At 48.7% G+C, this 17,874-nt stretch carries 17 protein-coding genes; all 17 read right to left on the reverse strand.

What is annotated here, in order from left to right; all coding sequences use genetic code 11:
* Positions 1 to 440: 440 nt before the first annotated feature.
* The 17 genes from OYT88_RS20830 to essB all read right to left on the reverse strand — a co-directional run bounded on the left by OYT88_RS20830 (position 441) and on the right by essB (position 17,874).
* Positions 441 to 686 carry an SMI1/KNR4 family protein gene (locus OYT88_RS20830; protein WP_338000556.1) on the reverse strand — a complete coding sequence of 82 codons (246 nt, stop codon included), beginning with the start codon at positions 684 to 686 and terminating at the stop codon, positions 441 to 443.
* Between the two features lie 43 nt (positions 687 to 729).
* A complete protein-coding gene (locus OYT88_RS20835; protein WP_338000557.1) occupies positions 730 to 846 on the reverse strand; it encodes an SMI1/KNR4 family protein in 117 nt (38 codons plus the stop codon).
* A gap of 48 nt (positions 847 to 894) precedes the next feature.
* Positions 895 to 1,332 (reverse strand): SMI1/KNR4 family protein, encoded by a 438-nt coding sequence (locus tag OYT88_RS14990; protein ID WP_274401158.1) that lies wholly within the window; start codon positions 1,330 to 1,332, stop codon positions 895 to 897.
* Positions 1,329 to 1,991, reverse strand: coding sequence for a hypothetical protein (locus OYT88_RS14995; RefSeq protein WP_274401159.1), 663 nt, complete (start codon positions 1,989 to 1,991; stop codon positions 1,329 to 1,331). Before OYT88_RS14995 ends, OYT88_RS14990 begins: the two co-directional genes overlap by 4 nt.
* Positions 1,992 to 3,005: 1,014 nt before the next feature.
* Positions 3,006 to 3,455: a DUF600 domain-containing protein gene (locus OYT88_RS15000; RefSeq protein ID WP_274401160.1), complete on the reverse strand. Its 450-nt coding sequence runs from the start codon at positions 3,453 to 3,455 to the stop codon at positions 3,006 to 3,008.
* Positions 3,456 to 3,474: 19 nt separating this feature from the next.
* Positions 3,475 to 3,975, reverse strand: a complete 501-nt coding sequence (locus OYT88_RS15005) for a DNA/RNA non-specific endonuclease (protein ID WP_274401318.1) — start codon at positions 3,973 to 3,975, stop codon at positions 3,475 to 3,477.
* On the reverse strand, positions 3,972 to 4,292 hold the full coding sequence (locus OYT88_RS15010; protein WP_274401331.1) for a hypothetical protein: 321 nt from the start codon (positions 4,290 to 4,292) through the stop codon (positions 3,972 to 3,974). Before OYT88_RS15010 ends, OYT88_RS15005 begins: the two co-directional genes overlap by 4 nt.
* A gap of 528 nt (positions 4,293 to 4,820) precedes the next feature.
* The gene (locus tag OYT88_RS15015) at positions 4,821 to 5,078 is read right to left on the reverse strand and encodes an Imm59 family immunity protein (protein ID WP_188802495.1); all 258 of its coding nucleotides are present in this window, start codon (positions 5,076 to 5,078) and stop codon (positions 4,821 to 4,823) included.
* 22 nt (positions 5,079 to 5,100) lie between these two features.
* Positions 5,101 to 6,906 carry a TNT domain-containing protein gene (locus OYT88_RS15020; protein WP_274401161.1) on the reverse strand — a complete coding sequence of 602 codons (1,806 nt, stop codon included), beginning with the start codon at positions 6,904 to 6,906 and terminating at the stop codon, positions 5,101 to 5,103.
* A gap of 8 nt (positions 6,907 to 6,914) precedes the next feature.
* Positions 6,915 to 7,232 carry a hypothetical protein gene (locus OYT88_RS15025; RefSeq protein ID WP_274401162.1) on the reverse strand — a complete coding sequence of 106 codons (318 nt, stop codon included), beginning with the start codon at positions 7,230 to 7,232 and terminating at the stop codon, positions 6,915 to 6,917.
* Positions 7,229 to 7,936 carry a DUF5081 family protein gene (locus OYT88_RS15030; protein WP_274401163.1) on the reverse strand — a complete coding sequence of 236 codons (708 nt, stop codon included), beginning with the start codon at positions 7,934 to 7,936 and terminating at the stop codon, positions 7,229 to 7,231. The genes OYT88_RS15025 and OYT88_RS15030 overlap by 4 nt, the downstream gene beginning before the upstream one ends.
* Before the next feature lie 2 nt (positions 7,937 to 7,938).
* Positions 7,939 to 8,256 (reverse strand): hypothetical protein, encoded by a 318-nt coding sequence (locus OYT88_RS15035; protein WP_274401164.1) that lies wholly within the window; start codon positions 8,254 to 8,256, stop codon positions 7,939 to 7,941.
* A gap of 9 nt (positions 8,257 to 8,265) precedes the next feature.
* Complete coding sequence (locus OYT88_RS15040) at positions 8,266 to 8,634, reverse strand: hypothetical protein (RefSeq protein WP_274401165.1); 369 nt, start codon at positions 8,632 to 8,634, stop codon at positions 8,266 to 8,268.
* A 32-nt stretch (positions 8,635 to 8,666) separates the two neighbouring features.
* A complete protein-coding gene (locus tag OYT88_RS15045; protein WP_274401166.1) occupies positions 8,667 to 8,987 on the reverse strand; it encodes a hypothetical protein in 321 nt (106 codons plus the stop codon).
* A complete protein-coding gene (gene esaA, locus OYT88_RS15050; RefSeq protein ID WP_274401167.1) occupies positions 8,968 to 11,928 on the reverse strand; it encodes a type VII secretion protein EsaA in 2,961 nt (986 codons plus the stop codon). Before esaA ends, OYT88_RS15045 begins: the two co-directional genes overlap by 20 nt.
* A gap of 54 nt (positions 11,929 to 11,982) precedes the next feature.
* Positions 11,983 to 16,461, reverse strand: a complete 4,479-nt coding sequence (gene essC, locus OYT88_RS15055; RefSeq protein ID WP_274401168.1) for a type VII secretion protein EssC — start codon at positions 16,459 to 16,461, stop codon at positions 11,983 to 11,985.
* A gap of 60 nt (positions 16,462 to 16,521) precedes the next feature.
* The gene (gene essB, locus OYT88_RS15060) at positions 16,522 to 17,874 is read right to left on the reverse strand and encodes a type VII secretion protein EssB (protein ID WP_274401169.1); all 1,353 of its coding nucleotides are present in this window, start codon (positions 17,872 to 17,874) and stop codon (positions 16,522 to 16,524) included.

A 17,874-nucleotide genomic window follows, 5' to 3' on the forward strand; every position in this document is an offset into this window, starting at 1 on the left:
TCTTGAGTCAGCAGCAGTGCTGCTTTTTGGCGTTTGAATGGCATCGTATCCTCTCCCCAGAATCTTCTTGTTTCAAGGATACCATAAACCATCTATATAAACACTAATTTTGAATCGATCTACTAGTAAGGATTTAAGGGACTGACCGGCTGTTTTGGTTCCGACCGCATCTCGACTAAACAGAAAATCATTCGGATTTGTGGTATGAGACGGGATTCTCTGAGCTTTTTATTAAGGGCAGCCGGGGGGTTGTCAGCCTTTCTCAGACCGATCATACGACTTTCTGATCAATCGCATAATTCAAATCTTCTAAACTAATGACTTGATTCTCGCTAATTAAATTAGTAGACAGTTTATATAAAAAGCGAACTTACGAAATGGATAGTAACCTTACCTAATCAAAGCTCACCCACTCAAACCAGTGTGCGAAAGTTGAGCAATTACGATAGCATGCCTATGAATTCTTCGAGGCTTTTAGCAGTGAAATAAATCATAGGATCCAACTCTCCTGATTCTTCGTGGTCCCATACACAAACAGTTGGATGATTTTTTGAGATCCTATAATCCAGGCATAGATAATCCCCAGCAAACAGTATCGCAATTGGCAGTAAATCTACTCCAATCAGATCCTCATTATCTGTAAGGCGCTCCTCGATACGAGTTAAAGTCACATCGATATCATACATGCCAAACTCATTGTTTTCTGTTTCTTCTAAAACACATAAAAATCTATCTATCTATCGCATAAAAATGATTTTGAGTATAAAAAGACTTATGCTCAGGGGTACCCCCATTGTATTTTTTTAAAAAATCTTTATAGCTTTTTGGAAGAGCTACTCTCCACATTTTTTCTTCTTTTTCAAGAAGTGTATCTGTGGGTAATGGAAGTACTATTCAATCAACTATATCCATATAATAACAATCATTTTTAGTTAGTTTTTCTAAAAATTCGGTCAAGGAATCAGCGATCTTATACTCATCATAATAAATCGCCCCACAATCTTCATTACTAAAGCTTATTAACATCAATGTACTTTCGTTAGCTTCAAAAAAAACTAACTTACCATCTTCTAATTCTTCATATGCTTCAATATCCGGATATAATTCAAAATCATTTTCTCTCAATCGGAAATCTCTTAATGAGAGAGGATCCATTAATCGATTTATATTATTGCTTGAACTCTTAATAAATCCGTACCCGATCTCATTATAAAATTGTACTAATTCACTCGGAATTTTCAAATTTAGTTCTTTTTCAACATCGCCTATTTCTTCTTTAGAAACTGGAAAAAATCGATTATCAGGATCCTTTTTTAAAAAATCAAATTTCATCTTTTATCATCTCCTTTAAATAGTACAGTAGCAGGTGAATCCTTCCCATGAATACCCAACTGATGTTCGTCAGGAAATTTTGCGGGATGAATGTTCCACCAGGTACTGTCTCCACCATATGTGTTTTCAATTATATGATGAGCATCATATTGGTCTCCTTTACTTCTAATAATTTTTCCTGTTTTCCCCGAGATTACATCCTCTGAATATGTTGGCCATTTTTGGTCTGTCTGAGTTTCCCATTCTGAGATTAATTTATTTTTTATCTTATTAAAATCTCTTCTAAGTTTTCTTGTTTCAGCAGGTGTTTTTTTTATATATTGATTGTTTCTTAATGCATTTTTTAGTTCATCGATTTGATTTTGGGGCAACTTCCTTCCTGTTTTTGCCTCAATATCTCTAATGTAACTCCTTACCAAATTTGAGTCTAACTTACCCGTTACGCTAGCTCCACTTTCCCCCTGAACATCCTCTATTTTACTATAATTGATCTGGGGATTGACACTTTCCTTAGATGCCATCTGCCGGAATGTGTTTTTGACATTCTGAGTCAGACTCTCCCCGCCGCCTGCACCGCCAACCCCCGAAGCGCCGGCAAACTCCGGCTGCAGGCCGCTCAGGGAAAGCCGGTCTCCCGCGTTGGCCGCGGCTTGTTTCACGCTGTCTATCCCTGCACGGCTGATCTGTTTCAGCTGGATCAGCCGCCTTCCGGATGCCCGGCCCATCGTTTTCGTCAGATCGCACAGGGTCGTCACGCCCTTTGTGCCCATCCGGCCGATCGCACTGAAAGCGCCGCCGGCGGCCTTGAAAGCGGGGATCACGTCCAGCACGCCGAAGACGCCTTCCGTGACCCGCTCTTCCGTGCTCAGCTTCCGCCCGGAGATCAGGCTCGTCCCGGTGGCCGGTCGGCCAGCTGCATCGCCCCGTAGGCGGCACCCGCCGCGATCCCGGCCGGCGGGCAGGCGATCGTCAGGATGACAACCGCTGCTCCGATGCCGAGGTTCCCCTGGGAGTCTTAGGATTGTGCTTTAGTCGACCTTCATGATTTTTAGTTTAAGGACGTATTATTGAAATTAAAAGAGTCATTCACTTTGATGTGGTAGGAACGATCGATATGACAGTTGATCTTTACCGATGAAGCGTGCAAATGAAAAAAGCACCTATCATCACAATAGACAATAAGATGCTCTAAATTATTTCATTCACTCAATTGTTAAAGGCATTACGTTTGAGAGGTCATTAAAAAAAAGAACGGTGTTTCTTTATACAAATTAAATGGGATTATCTGGATATCCGATTAAATATCTATTAATGATCGCAGTTAGGCAACCGTTTCAAGGCTATCTTTTTCCCACGATTTAGTTGATTGACACGGACTCCGTATTTGGACAACAATTCGTTTAAATATTGTTCCGCCTTCAGGATCTCGAGTGAAGTTTTAGCTTTAAAGGGTTGTTAGAATATGATTCCCTTTTTATAAATTCACTTTACCATTTCTTCATTTTTGTCCAAAACTTTGGGTTCATTATACCCGTGACCGTCTTAACTGGCGAGCTATATTACTATAATTCTTATAACCTTGATATTTTGAAGATTGCATACCTTACTAAAAAGCACGAGCAAACATTTCCATTGTGGAAAGCTTACATTTTTCTAATCAGTTATAAAACTATTCAAATTTTTTGATTTGCCCTAATTTCTTCAAACCAACTATTAAAAATATCATTGGGCAATAAATCTTCCGTCTGAGAATACACCAAATCATATTGATATTTACCTTGTAATTTATTCAATTTGACATCGTAGTACAGTTTCATTTCAGCTGGCATTTCTCTTTTATATTCTTTACATATATCATGAATTCTTTCTAAATCTTCTCTTCCAATTTTCATTAAAGCTTTTTGCCTTTCAATAGAAATATCATATTCTTCTTTCGAAATATTATTTAACTCATGTTTATGAACTAATTGTCCATTAATTCTGTAAAACACATTAAAATAATATGCTTCTGGTTCATAAGAACAATATATATATATATTGTCCACTTTGTTATTTACATACTCCAACGAAATTGATACCATGTCTGTTTGTAATTCAGCAAAATAGTCCTCAAATTGTTTCATATCTACCACCTCTTTACATTTAATTTTTGATGGTTATAGAATCAAAAATGCCATCAATTGTATACTCCACATCAAAACTATCTGGCCTTAGGCTAGTATCTTTATAATTAACTTTTACATTAACCGACACTTTTTTACCTTCTTCCAGCGCCTTAGCCCGCTGATTCTCTATTTTCTTATACTTGCTCAAATTTACTTTGCTAGACTGTGAAACCATATTATCTAAATCCGGAGAGCCACCAAACCTATCTCCTGCTATGTGTCCTGCATGATCTCCTGGTTGCTTGCCAGCTGTATTAGAATTGTGTGGAAGTCTATCTTCTCTTGTAGTTAGTTGCAACTCATCTGCATTAAAATCAGTTAATCGACCTAACCCATCTGTTTCATAAAGATATTCATATTCACCTGTTTGATATTTACTATTTGGTTTTAGGTGTCCTAACTTATCAATATGACTACCATCACGTATAATGTCGTCTACAGCTTTACCAGTTCCCTTAGCACCCTGAACATCCTCTATCTTACTATAACTGACTTCCTGAGTATGCTTTTGACATCCTGAATCAGACTCTCTCTGCCGCCTGCACCAACCCCCGAAGCCCCGGCAAACTCCGGCTGCAGGCCGCTCAGGGAAAGCCGGTCTCCCGCGTTGGCCGCGGCTTGTTTCACGCTGTCTATCCCTGCACGGCTGATCTGTTTCAGCTGGATCAGCCGCCTTCCGGACGCCTGGCCCATCGTTTTCGTCAGGTCGTCCAGGGGCGTAACGTCCCTTGTGCCCATCCTGCCGATCATGCTGAAAGCGCCGGCGGCCTTGAAAGCGGGGATCACGTCCAGCACGCCGAAGACGCCTTCTGTGACCCGTTCTTCCGTGCTCAGCTTCCGCCCGGAGATCAGGCTCGTCCCGGTGGCCGGTCGGCCAACTGCATCGCCCCGTAAGCGGCACCCGCGGCGATCCCGGCCGGCGATGGCGGGGATGATGATGGATGATGATGCCTGCTGTGATGGCGAGATTGGCCCAGAATTCCGTGTCCATTTACCTACATTGTGGTTAGCTAATCGCGTCTCCGGCCGATATTAATGTAAATAAAAACGCACCAAAAGAATGATTGGCACGTGAACTCCAGTACTATCGGAAACTGGCAAGATAGCATGCATAGATGATTAAAGTGCTGTCAATATCACTGCTTTCGTGAGGCTTTAGCCAAGATAATGTAGAGAGTCGTATTTAATGTTATTTACAAATAATCTATTAGGTAGTTTCTCGTTGAATTAAGTAGAAAATCAATTTATTTTTGTAAGCTATGATCTAAACCTATCAGGCTTCCCCAAATCGTCCACTTATTGCTAATAAACAATTCTAAACATTTATAGCGAATCGCCATAATATTCTCTGACTAATTTGTCTCCCCTTAATCTTTTAACGAAATCTTCTAATGCATCACTTTCATTATTATATATTTGCTCTCCTATCTTAGCTGCTCTCTCATCACACGTATACACTGCCCATTTTTTCCCTGATTTTTGAATAACTACCTCTCTCTCGTTTGGAGATCTATCGCAAAAAAAGCAATAGTTCTTCAGGCCTTCTTTTTGAATGATCATTTTTGTTTCTTCTACATTCATTCTCTTTTCCCCCTTGTATGGATCAAAATAATTTTTCTATCATACCCAAATTCTCTAACATTTTTATAGGCAAAGGTAATTGATATTGTATCCCGCCTCCTATCGAGCCAAAACCCGGAGCTATTTCTCCCTTTTCAATAACTAAATCATCAACTGTTAATGAATATTTTGACATATATCCTTCAATAGCAGCTTTTAGTTTTTCATTTGAACAATTCTCTATATACGATTTAATATTATTAAAGTCTCTAGTAATTTTATATTGATGATATTTCGACTCATCTTCCAAATAAGGTAATGAGCGTTGTTCATAAGAGTATGGTTTTCCATCAATAACTGGCGAAGTAAATCTCCCGTCAGCCGGACCATATCTATCAATGACTTCTCCAACTTTAGGTATATAAGGCTTTTTGATGGGATTCCCTTTTTCATTAAGTTTAAATCCATCGTTTGGTACCTGTGACCAATCAATCCTGCCATTAGGTTTTAATACTTCTGGTGACTTAGGAATTTGTACTTTCTCTGGCCATTTTCCCATCTTTAAATATTCATCTGCTAAATCACTATTAATACTCTTTAAATAAACCTGTAAATCCGAATTTGTACACTTTGTTTTTCGTAAAATATTATCTACTGTAGTACTAGCTTTCTCAGCCCCCTGAACATCCTCTATTTTACTATAATTGATCTGGGGATTGACACCTTCCTTAGACGCCATTTGCCGGAATGTGCTTTTGACATTCTGAATCAAGCTCTCTCCGCCGCCTGCACCGCCAACCCCCGGAGCCCCGGCAAACTCCGGCTGCAGGCCGCTCAGGGAAAGCCGGTCTCCCGCGTTGGCCGCGGCTTGTTTCACGCTGTCTATCCCTGCACGGCTGATCTGTTTCAGCTGGATCAGCCGCCTTCCGGATGCCCGGCCCATCGTTTTCGTCAGGTCGCCCAGAGTCGTCACGCCCTTTGTACCTAGACGGCCGATTGCGCTGAAAGCACCGGCGGCCTTGAAAGCGGGGATCACGTCCAGCACGCCGAAGACGCCCTCCGTGACCCGCTCTTCCGCGCTCAGTTTCCGCCCGGAGATCAGGCTCGTTCCGGTGGCCGCATCGGCCAGCTGCATCGCCCCATAGGCGGCACCCGCGGCGATCCCGGCCGGCGGGCAGGCGATCGTCAGGATGACAACCGCCGCTCCGATGCCGAGGTTCACCCAGAACTCCTGGTCCATCTGCTTGTCTTTGATCGATTGGTAGTCGAAGCCGCGGCTGTACTGGATGCTCTCTTTGTACTGGTCGAAAGTCACGTCTCCCGCCTGTTTTCCGGCCGCGGCCCGGTAGGACTCGTATTCCTTTTTCAGCGAGGCAGCCATCAGGCTGCTGCTGTTAAAGAGATCGTCGAACGTAATCGACTGTTTCGTCACTGGCTCATAGGCGGCGACGGAGGCGAGCGGACTGGCTGCTTGGTATTCCTTAACGTTCAGCGTGTTCCGGGTGTGATACTGGCTGATCGAAACCTGCGCCATTTCCGCGGCAAAGGCGTCCATCTGCTTGTAAAAGGGATCATCGATCTGGCGGTTAACCGCGTCGCCTGCTTCACCCGTAAACGTGCCCAACTTCCGGTAGTCCTGGCCCAGTTTGTCGAGCGCCCCAGCCTGGCTTTTGTACGAAAACCAGAGGCGCCGGTCCTCGTCCAGATCGTCGATCGCCTTCTGGATCTGCTGAAGGGTCCGGTCCACCTGGCGCATGCGCTCCAGCGCGCCGCCCCAGCCTGAAATTTGAGCGATCGCCCGGCCCATGTCGTCCCATGAAGCGCTCCGGTAGGAAACATCCTCTCCCATGCTTTCCGTCACCGCCCTTCATTGATTGCGGCGGCCAGCGCCTCGTCCTGGCCGCTCATGATTTCCGCTACGAGCGCCAGTATCTGCGCCGCCCGATAGTAGAAGTCGCCGACATCCATCATTTTCTCCAGCGCCTGCCGGTAGTGGGCAAACGCGTCGGCAGCCTCTCCCTGAGTATAATATCCGAGACCGCTCAGCCGTTCGATCTCCGGCCGGATCCGATTTTGAAAAAGACCGCCGATCGACTGGGCCCGTTCGGCAAAGCGCTGCAGTTCATCGGGATTCAGGGAGATCTCTCCGCCCCCGCCTTCCGCCATCATCGTCATCGGGCATGCGCCTCCTGTCCGTAAGGAATGTCCAGCCAGTCAAACAGCTCCTTGTAGAGATAAAACAGGCTGGCCTTTCGTGTCTTCTGGCTGACAACATCTGTCCGGAAGAGCTGATTTTCAACCGGTACATAGAGAAAGTGGGAATAGGGCCTCAGATAGCCCGATTTTTCCTTCGGCATCCATTCCATCGCTAAAAGATCGGTTTGATTCACAGAGATGGATGCCCACAGCTTTTTTTCCTCGGCTGTGATTTCCTTCAGTAAAAACCGCTGTTCTTCCTCAGTCGGTTTGCGGTTCAGGAAGGGATGCGCCTGAAAAAGCCCGGTAACAAGCAGGCTTTTCGGCAGGATCTCCAGCCGGTAACTGCGCCACGGTTCCTGCTCGGTCAGCACAATCAGATCCCTGCTCCTCTCTTTTCTGAACGCCGCCATCTGATCGTTGATCCGGACATAGGCCGGACTGTCCGCATAGATTTTCAGCATTTCAATGAGTAAAACCGCCTGCTCAGTCAGCCCGCCCGCATCCGTCAGGATCTTCTTCCTCTGCAGCGATCTTTTGGCCTTGATAAAAATCTTCATATCAAGCATCGCCAGCAGTTCCTGTTCCGGAAGGCCGAATAAATCATGCACATCCGCAGCCGTTCCGAGCACATAGAGCTCGGCCGGTGTCAGTCCGTCAAGCGTCAGCCGTTGATCTCCCATATTCACAGCCCCTTTATTTTCGACACTTCATCCGTTCCGGAAAAAGCGGCAATATCTTTTTGCAGAGACTGGAGGGACGCTGCATGCTGCGAAGCAATCTTCGTGACTTGGCGCTGATACTGCAGCAGAATATCCATGAAGGCTGAAAAAGCCAGTTTATTTTTCCCAGTCCAGTCGGGCTGTCCGTCAATATCCGACTTCAGTGCCTCACCCTGCGAAAGTGCGGTGTGCAGCGCGGCGTCGATCGTTTTCATGCATTTTATCGCTTCTCCCAGTTGCGGACCTCTGATTTCCACTTGATTATTGCCGGCTTTTCCCATCGTTTTATGTCACCCCTTCTTCTTGTCTTCTTCCGCGGCTAAATATTTGTAATGAGCATAGGCCCTTTCCGCCCCCGCTCTGGCTTCCTTCGCCTCATCCAGTTTTGTCCTCAAAGTATGCAGTTTCGCCTGCAGCCGCTCGTCCGTCCTTTCCCGCGCGGCACTGAATTCGATTCCCGGGATCTTGGTTTTCGGCACAGGATGTACGCCCATGTAGCTGCCTGTATGCCCGGAGATCTGATGAAGATCGTCTTCCGCCCGGCTGATATAAGCATCTAATTGCTGGCGAAGCTGATCATATTTCGCGCGCTTGCGCTCGGCATCCGTCACGCCGATTCCCAAAAAATTGCCGATCGAATCCCATATTGATTCTCCCAATGGAACGCCTCCTCATCTCCGTTTTCCCTATATCATTTAAACAGCTTGGCGGCCGCTGTTTTAACGTCCGCTTTCTGATTTTTATCCGGCGTCAAAAACAGATTCTTGACAAGGTTATCTCTTTGGCGTGGCTCAGTAAATGTCAGTTTTCTGACCTCCGCCGGTATTTTCCGGTAGGGCCCGTCGATTGTCACATCGATCTCGCTCGGGTTGATCTGCGTCTGCGGTTTGCTGAGACGGTTCGGCGTGACCTTGTCCTGCCTGATATTTTCATTCCCGTAGCCGGAAACAACAATAAATGACAGCAGGACAGCACTCGCCGGCAGCAGCATTTTAAAAAATTTCAGTCTCATGCGCCTTCTCCTCTCTTACGTGGCGTATGATCGCTCTCGTTCCGATCACGGCAAATACCGGAACCGTCAAAAGTGCAATTGCCAGAATCCCTTTCAGGAACGGAAGATAGCCCTGACTGTTTGCGATCGAGAGGTACACGTCGGCGGCCGGATTCTGAAAAGCGAAACCGTCCATGCTGTTTTTCAGCAAAGGCAGCGTAAAGAAAACGACCAGCGCCGATGTAAGCAGAACGCCGGCAATCTCAGACAGCCGGTAAGCCTCCCCGATCCATGCGGACATAAGCGCGATCAGCCCGAATGTGAAGACGCTCCACATGATCGTCGCCGCACCGGTCAGCCCGTACTGCACCGCGCCGTAGTAGATGATGGCGGCGGAACTGATCAGTGCGAGCAGAGTCGTAATCAGTCCGTTCGTCATCTTGCCCAGGCTGCGGTAATGATAGCTGAAATAACCGGTCAAAATACTGGCGATCAGCACGGCAAGCAGGGTAAGAAAAGGCTGCTGAACGGGAGACGCAGGTGTACTGCTGTCGGCCGCCGCCGATTGCTGAGCCGGGCCGGGTGAAACGTTGTTCACATTCCCGGCAGCCAGTCCGGCGAGACCGACCGGACTCGACAGCTGCTGGTAAACATTCTGATTGCGGTTGCCGGGCTCGCCCGTATTGCCGAGCGTCTGAGCAACCGCGTTTTTCAGCTCAGCGGTCGCCGTGACATTCTGCCCCCATGAGTTGCTCAGCCGGCCGGCGCTGCCCTGAACGCCGTTGACCATCGACTGCACGTCTTTTGAATCCTTCAGAATCAGCGTTTCATTGTCTGAGATGTTCTGGATGCCCTGATCAATCATATTCAGCTGATCAAAATTATTATCCTGAAGCGTCACGGCGATGCCGCTGCCGGTATCGGCAATGCTGATGTCCGGATTGGAAGTCTGAAGCGGCTTGATAATGTCCGCCGTCAGTTGCTGCGTGTTGGCCATGTTATTCGCCAGCACATTCTCCGCTGTTTGCAGATCTGCTTTTTGCTGCTGTGTCACGCTGTAAAAATTTTGAATGACTCCGTCCTTGCTTTTAATGGATCCGGTAATCGATCCGGTTGCGTTATTCAACTGTCCCAGATCTGTGTTCAGCCCCGAGACGGTTCCGTTTACGGCACTTGCATTGCTGTCAAGTGCCTGACCCAATTTTTTAGCATTATCATACTGAACATTAAGATTTGTGAGATCATTTTGAACTTTTTCATCCGTGTTGATGGCATCACTCGTCGTATTGTTATCAAATGCGGATTGCATATCGCTGCCGTTCAATTGAACATAAATGTCCATACCATCAGCAACTGCACTCAGTGTCTTGTAATAGTTCAATAGATTGTCTTCCGAGTAGGTTGTACCGCCGGAGAAATCTATTCCATTAATTGTGGCTGTAATTGAAGAAAAATCGGGAATGCTTGCATATGTCGTATTTTTTGTAATTTCAGTCTGTAAATCCGTAATCGCCTTGACGACTTTATCATATGCCGCTTGATCATTATTAGATGGATTGTCTGTCGAACTGCCTGTCCCATTCCCAGCCGATCCGCCTGTCGGGCTTCCCGTACCGGTTGAATCGCCTGCAGAACTGCCCGTCCCATTCCCGGTCGATCCGTTTGTCGGGCTTCCCGTACCGGCCCCGGTCGAATCGCCTGCAGAACTGCCCGTTCCGCTCCCGGATGAAACGCCTGTTTGCTCCAGGGCTGTCTTCGCGTCACTCAATTTATTTTCTCCGTTCGACAGAATCTGGCCTGCCAGATTATTAGTAACCTGACGGAAAGTATCAAGAGCTATTTGCCGGTATATATTTTGAGTATATGTTTTCGTGCCATTAAAGACAGCCGTGATTTGATCTTCGTTATCTTGACCTAAATTCTGAAAGTTATTAAACAGCTGTGTCCCGTCCGTAAAATAACTGTTCAATTGATCCAGCTGAGTAAGTTCCGGCGTTAGAGAAAGATCCCCTGCTCCAGCCGTTTGATTTCCTAAACCGGACACTCCCTGCTGATACTGGGCAAGCATATCGTTCAGACTGGTCTGAGTTTTGGTCGAGGCATCCGTTACCAGTTTCTCATTTTCCATTCGCGTCTGATCCATCGTCTGAATCTGTTTCTTGAGCTGGTCATTGAATGTGTTCAGTGCGTCCAGCTGCCGGCTGATTTGTGCCTTTGTATCGGTCAGCGTCAGCTGTTTGCCGGCCGTCGTTTTTTCCGCCTGGCCGGTTTCGGCAAGCAGCTGATTGATTTCGTCCAGCTGCGTGTTAAAGATCTGCGCCATATTCAGGGACGACGGTTTATAAAAATCGGACATGGCCTGCAGGTACTGCTGTTCCTTCTGCAGGACGCCCGCAAAATTTCCGTTTATGTAATTGATCCGGTCTGAAATGAACCGCCAGTATATTTTGGAAAACTGCTGGTTCAGGGTCCCCCTGACCTTTTCAAACTCGGTCTGGACTTTCGCGGCGTCTGCGGCGGTCAGTTTCGGATCCGCCCGATAGGAAATGATTGCCGTGCTTGGCTTTTGATTCTCAAATGTCAGGATATTCTTAGTGAAATTCGAAGGAATATAGAAAACAGCCTGATAGCTGCCTTGACTTAATCCGCTGTCGGCGACACTGCGGTCGACGGTTTCCCACTGATAATTGTCCTGATCGGAAAAGAGCGGCACGATCTGATTGCCGAGATCCAGTTTCTGGCCGTTGAAATCGGCACCCTGATCCTCATTGACCAGCGCGATATGGCCGGTTTTCGGCACGGAAGGCACGATTGTCTGCGCCGCCTTTCCCTTCTTCACGGCAGGCTGCTGCGGCGACGGCGTCAGGTAGCGCGGCAGCGCGGCCGAAATGCCGACGATGAGCACAAAAGCGAGAATCAGCGACCCCCATTTTATCCAGCGGCTTTTTCTATTCTCGTCCATCCTGAAGAGCTCCTTTTTAATGAAATCGCGATGCGACCGTTTATTTTCAAAATTTCATCTGTTCGCTGTATCAAAGGCGGGCGCGTCCGTCCGCGGGATCATCACGCGGCGGTCCTGTCCCTGATGCAGCAAATAACCGAATCCGGTCTCAAGCACGGGTTCCTTGTTCGCAAAAGGCAATGTAAATAGGGACTGATCGCTTTTCCGAATGAGCAGGAGCGCGTCCTTTGTATTCTTCAGTTCGGCAACGATCGGATCATAGCCCTTCCATTCCGTCTGATTGCCGGCAGCAATCACGTAAAAGCCGAGCGAGGCAAAACGCTTGATCAGTTGAACGATTCTTGTCTGCAAACGGCTGTCTATCCTGCGGAGAAATGTGTCCAGACCGTCAATTAATAAATAATAGGGGGAATAGGCCTCTGCGATTTCCGCACGCGTCTGCCCCGTTTCCAGCATTTTTTCCCTGACTTCCCTTTCCCTCGCAGCAAACGCATTCTCCAGCTGATCGGCATACAGCTCAATCGATGCGGCATCTTCCAGATACATCCAGCCATGGCGTTCGGCCGCCTTGGCAAAGGCCAGTTCCTCGGAATCGCTGACTGCGATCACTGTCCGGCCGGAACGCGCGATCTGCTTGAGAAAGAGCCGGATTGCATTGGTCTTGCCCTTGCCCGGGTCGCCGACAATCATGAAGGTAGTCAATTGCCGGCCGGAAATGCCGAGCGGTTCGACGGATTCCGCATCCAGACCGAGGTAAATACGGTCCGCCTGCATTTTTTTATCCTGAAGGAATTGAGAGACTTCCAAAGTTTCCGGCAGCATCGGCACACGGTAGATCGTCCCGCTCTCCGGATGAATCCGGTTGCATGCATCAACTTCTTCCCGTACTGCCTTCAGCTGCGCACCGGCCGTGCCGGCTTCGAACAGCAGATAGGCCTGGATGCTCTCCAGCTCTTCCGTCATGATCAGAGCACGTCCGGGGATGGCATCAACCGTTTTCTTGACTGAGCCGCTGAATATTGTATAGAATTCCGATTGATCCACCATATAATGAGACAGGCGGACGGGCAGACTGGTCAGCAGATTCGGCCGAATACCGTTGGCGCGCGAGACGGACAGGATGAACTGGAAACCGAGGCTGCCGCCCTCCCGAGCCCAGCGGATGAAGGATTCCTCCAATTCGGACGCTTCCTCTCTCAGTGCTTCAAAATTGTCGACGATTATTTTCAGGTACGGCAGTTTTTCCGTCCCCTGCCCGTTGTAGAGTTCGACATTCGGCACGCCCGTGCGACGCAGCAGATCTTTGCGCCGCTGAATTTCCTGATTCAGCCATTTGGCGAACTTCCCGGTCTTTTCCTCTTCATCAAGCCGGAAGTAATCGCCGGTATGGTGAAGCTTCTTAAGAGGCAGCAGGCCGCCGCTGCCGAAATCGAACAGATAAAATTGCACGTCGTCCGCTGAATAGCGCCTGGCGGCCGCCAGCAGATAAGAGGAAATAGTGGTCGTTTTCCCAAACCCGGACGCACCGAATATCGCCATATTTTTCGCTTTTTGCAGGTGCAGGTATACGGGCGTCTGTTTCTGCGTTTCCGGATGGTCCGCCAGGCCGACGGCGTACAGATCGCCTTCTTCTTTTAATGCTGCCGGCCGGACAAGATGAACAGGCAGCGGCGCAAGCCACGGACTCGGCAGCCGTTTCAGGCCCATCTCGGCGCAAAGCCCGGCGATTGCCTGCACGACTGCTTCAAGCTCCGTTTCCTTTTTCGCCTGGACCTGCGATTTCGCGTGCACCTCGGAAATCGGATACAGGCCGGTGTCCTTGACATAGAAGACGTCATCCTCGGATGTATAGATATTTTTCTCATAAGGCGCCCCGCTCCAGGCGGACTGAAAAAGTTCATACATCTCGTTGTTTCCGACCTGCAGGTAGCCGCGGCCGACCTGTTTCAATTCAGCCGCGTCGCTGTTGCCCAGTATGTCATTGCTGTCGGCCGCATCCTGCACGCGCAGGGCTATTTTAAACCGCGAGTTGCTGCGGATCTGATCATCCACGACTCCGGCAGGCTTCTGCGTCGCCAGAATCAGGTGAATCCCCAGGCTGCGGCCGATCCGCGCTGTCGTCACCAGCTCGCGGATAAAGTCCGGCTCCTCCTTCTTAAGTTCCGCAAACTCATCGGAAATAATGAACAGGTGAGGCATCGGCACCTGGACTTTCCCCTGCTTATACAGCAGCTTATAGTCGTCAATATGATTAATGTTATATTGGGAAAACAGCTTCTGCCGCCGGCGCGATTCACTTTTCACCGCTGCCAGCGCCCGTTCGCTGAAGTTCTTTTCATCGTTGATATTTGTCATCGTTCCGAGCAGATGCGGCAGTTTTTCAAAAAGCCGGGCCATGCCGCCGCCCTTGAAGTCGATCAAAAGGAAGGCCACATCATACGGATGAAAATTGACAGCCAGCGACAGAATGTAAGACTGCAGCAGCTCGCTTTTTCCGGATCCCGTCGTACCCGCCAGCAGCCCGTGCGGTCCGTGCGCCTTTTCATGAAGGTTCAGTTCCAGCCGATCATTCCTGCCGCGCAGGCCGATCGGCACGGCAAGCGACTGAATCGGGTCGTGTTCGGCCCAGCGCCGGCGGATTTGCAGATCGCCGACGTCCTCCGCATGCATCATTTCCAGAAAGGATACACTTCCCGGAATCGAATTGGTGAATCGGGTCGTGTGCTTGAGCGAAGCCAGAAAACGGGAAAACCGTTCATTTCCGTCTTTAGTAAACGGATCCAGCTTGAACTTCTGACCGTTCGCCACTTTGTCCAGAATCATCACGTCTCCCTCATGCTCGTTTACACAGCGGACGACCGTATTCACGTTCTCATTCAGATCATCTTTGCTGTTGGCCAGAAAAATGGAACCGGCTCCGATCTCCGTAAAATCCTTGTTGAGGAACTCCACGATTTCATGTTCGTGAATCAGCCGGTCCGACGCGACGATAAAGACGATATGCGGCAAAAAAAGTCTCTTTTCCTTATTTTCCGTATGCTGCCGCTCTTTCAGCAGCTCATAGATACCCGAGAGCAGCAGATCCCTCGTCTGCTCGCTGTAGATCATGTTCCGTCCCCGGGTGCTCAGGCTTTTCAGATGCGGCAGCCATTTCAGCCAGGCCCATTCCGCGTACTCCTCTTCATCAAAAAAAACAACAAAACGCAGGTCATGGTAGCTGTGAAAAAAAGCCAGCTGCAGCATCATCTGCTGGACGGCCTTGCGGATGATCGAATGTTTTCCGACAATCCCGACCGGCCCGTCCAGCAGCCGGATGGTCAGCGGCACATCGTCAACCCGGCGATAGTGATCCACAATCGTCTTCGCTTCCAGATAAAGTTCGTCAAACGAGCGGTTGGAAAGCTCCTGATCGCTGCCCTGAATTTCATAATCAGCAGGCAGAGTCGTGCTGCCCAGCCTCATTTCCAGAAAATCATCGTCTGTCCGGCTGCGCTCCCAGATCCGCGGGCTCAGCCGGAAGGCAAGTTCTTTCAGCTTAGCGCTGTCCGGGAACTGGTAACGCAGCACAGATCTCTGCTTTTCGTACAGCCGATTCAGTTCTTCCCGCTTTTCCCGAAGGTAGCCGGTATAGTTGGCCTTCCGTTCTTTCTGATGCTCCTTCGCGTGCTTCGATTCTCTCATATATTGATAACCGGACGTGAAGATTGTCGAAAGAAACATGACGATCGAGAGGAGCATATAAATGCCGGTTGGCTGAACAATCAGCACGATCGACATCACGATGAGCATAACAAGAGGCGGCAGAATCGTTATCCACAGATTATGGCGGCCGTTTTTCTCCAAATCCGCCGGCCAGGAAAACTTGACTTTGACCTTCGGGCGTTCATAGATGAGTCTCGGCATCCTCTGATAGTTCGGATACTTTTCAGCTAACAGGGTCTGCGGGCTGCGGGCGGGGACAAGCTCTGTCTGACAGGCTTCTCCCGAAGTCAGGACGATTAAATCCGGCGACTTCAGCGTCCATTCGTTCAATCCCCATGAAACGACGTCGCCTGTCTGTAAAAGCGCACTGCCGTGTACCCTTTCCCCGTTGACAAACACGGGACGGATTTCGGAATCCGGCCGTGCACGCCATCTGTCCCTCTCTCTGATCAAAAGAAAACCGGCTTCGCCTTCATACTGCGGGAAGGAAAAATCAGCACCTTCCCCGGCAGCCGACACTTGAAGTCTGTGCCCGATGTAATAGCCGGCGGATTCCGGATCCGCATTCTGATAGACCAGCTCCAGCCGCTCATCCGCTTCATTGCGGACAATCTCGCGGCGATCGGCAGTCAGGTACGACCGTGAGTCCTGATTGATCAGCATCCACATTTTTTCCCCGCCATCCCACTTCACCGTCATTTTTTGGCTGAATCGGACCGGAATGGTGATCGTATCTTTCAATTCGTCGCCGATAACCACGTCTTTCTTATGAAAAAGCTGCAGGTTAATCAGCTGATAGTGTTCTTTTGTAAAAAGCCATAGCCTTTCCAAAGGGCTTCCTCCTCCTTTCAGCAAATTTTCATTTTTCAGACCCGATGCCCTTGCCTGAAGCTAATGGCTGCCGGTCTGCGTCTTGCCGGATGATCCGCCGCTGCTTTGTGTATTCTGCGTGCTTTTTTGATTCTTCGCCGGCTGGTTCGGCGATGACGTTCCGCTTTGCGTGCTTGCGCCCTGCTGGCTGCTGCCGGCGGCAGAAACGTTCGCGGAACTGCTCCCGCTCCCTGAAGTGCTGCTTCCCGACGTACTTTTCTGCCCTTGCGTTATATCCTTATACTGGGACAGTTCGGAATTAATCGTCTGCAGCTGCTGTGCCTTGGCACTGCCGCTCATCGACATATTGTTCTGAACCGCCAGTTTTTCTTTAATTAGTGCGTAAGCCGTCAGCGTACGGTCATTGAGCGATTTCGCCGTATTCAGCGCACCGGCCGTATCGCCGCGTCCGACCTGAATCCAGTACTGATAGTAGAGCGTGTTGCTTTGGAGGGTCAGGTTATTCAAAATATTGGTGTGCTGCGTATCCGTCAGCGGTTCGTTTTTCACATAAGAAACGGCCAATTCATAACGGACAACATTCGGCATATGATTATAGGCAACCGGACTTAAGACCGTCACAACATCGCTGTAGCGGTTCTGCAGGAAAAACTCATGGCCTTGCTCGAAAAGGCTCTCCCGTGGGAGCTGAATGAAGAATGCATAAATCGTCAAAATAAGAAGAGGAATAAGGACGGCTATGCCGCCGATCAAAAGTCCGTTTTTGATCGTATTCTTTTTTTTAGGTATTCTCGTGCTCTTTTTTTCCAGCAGCAGTTCTTTTTTCCGCTCATTTTCCACCAGGCCGGCCAGCGCGTGAAATGTTTTGCAGCGGAAAAGGTCCTTTACAAACCGTGTTGATTTTGTTGCAAAATCAAATTTGACATATGTATCAAAACTGTTTGACGGGTCAAACAATAATGCGATGACCGCCCTGACATGCTGAAGCGTCTTCTCCTCATCGAATGCAACCGGCGGCAGGCTGTCCCTGACGCCGTAATGAAGAAAGGCCGGCTGAAATCCGGGAGAAAAAAAGAGATTTTCCGGGAAACAAATCGGAACGATCCGGGAGTGCCCGCCATTTTCAAAGAAACGAATCAGGTTGCTGGAAAAAATCAGCCGTTCAACCGTCGTTTCTGTTTCCAGTTCGGAAAAGCTCCGCAGTTCCGAATCTTTCTCGGCTGTGATCACGACTTCATCTTCGGTCGTTTCCGCTTCTCTTTTGAAACCGTCCTCAATACTCTGCAGAACGCCCAATTCTTCCACATGCCGCAGCGGAATCTTGACCCGTTGAAAGGTCAGCCTGTACAGATTGTCCTTTTGCTCCGCCTCCGCGTCCAGTACGGATTGAAAAAAGCTGTTCGAAAGTGCCAT

This window comes from Sporolactobacillus sp. CQH2019, from assembly GCF_028765345.1.
Taxonomy (GTDB): Bacteria; Bacillota; Bacilli; order Bacillales; family Sporolactobacillaceae; genus Sporolactobacillus.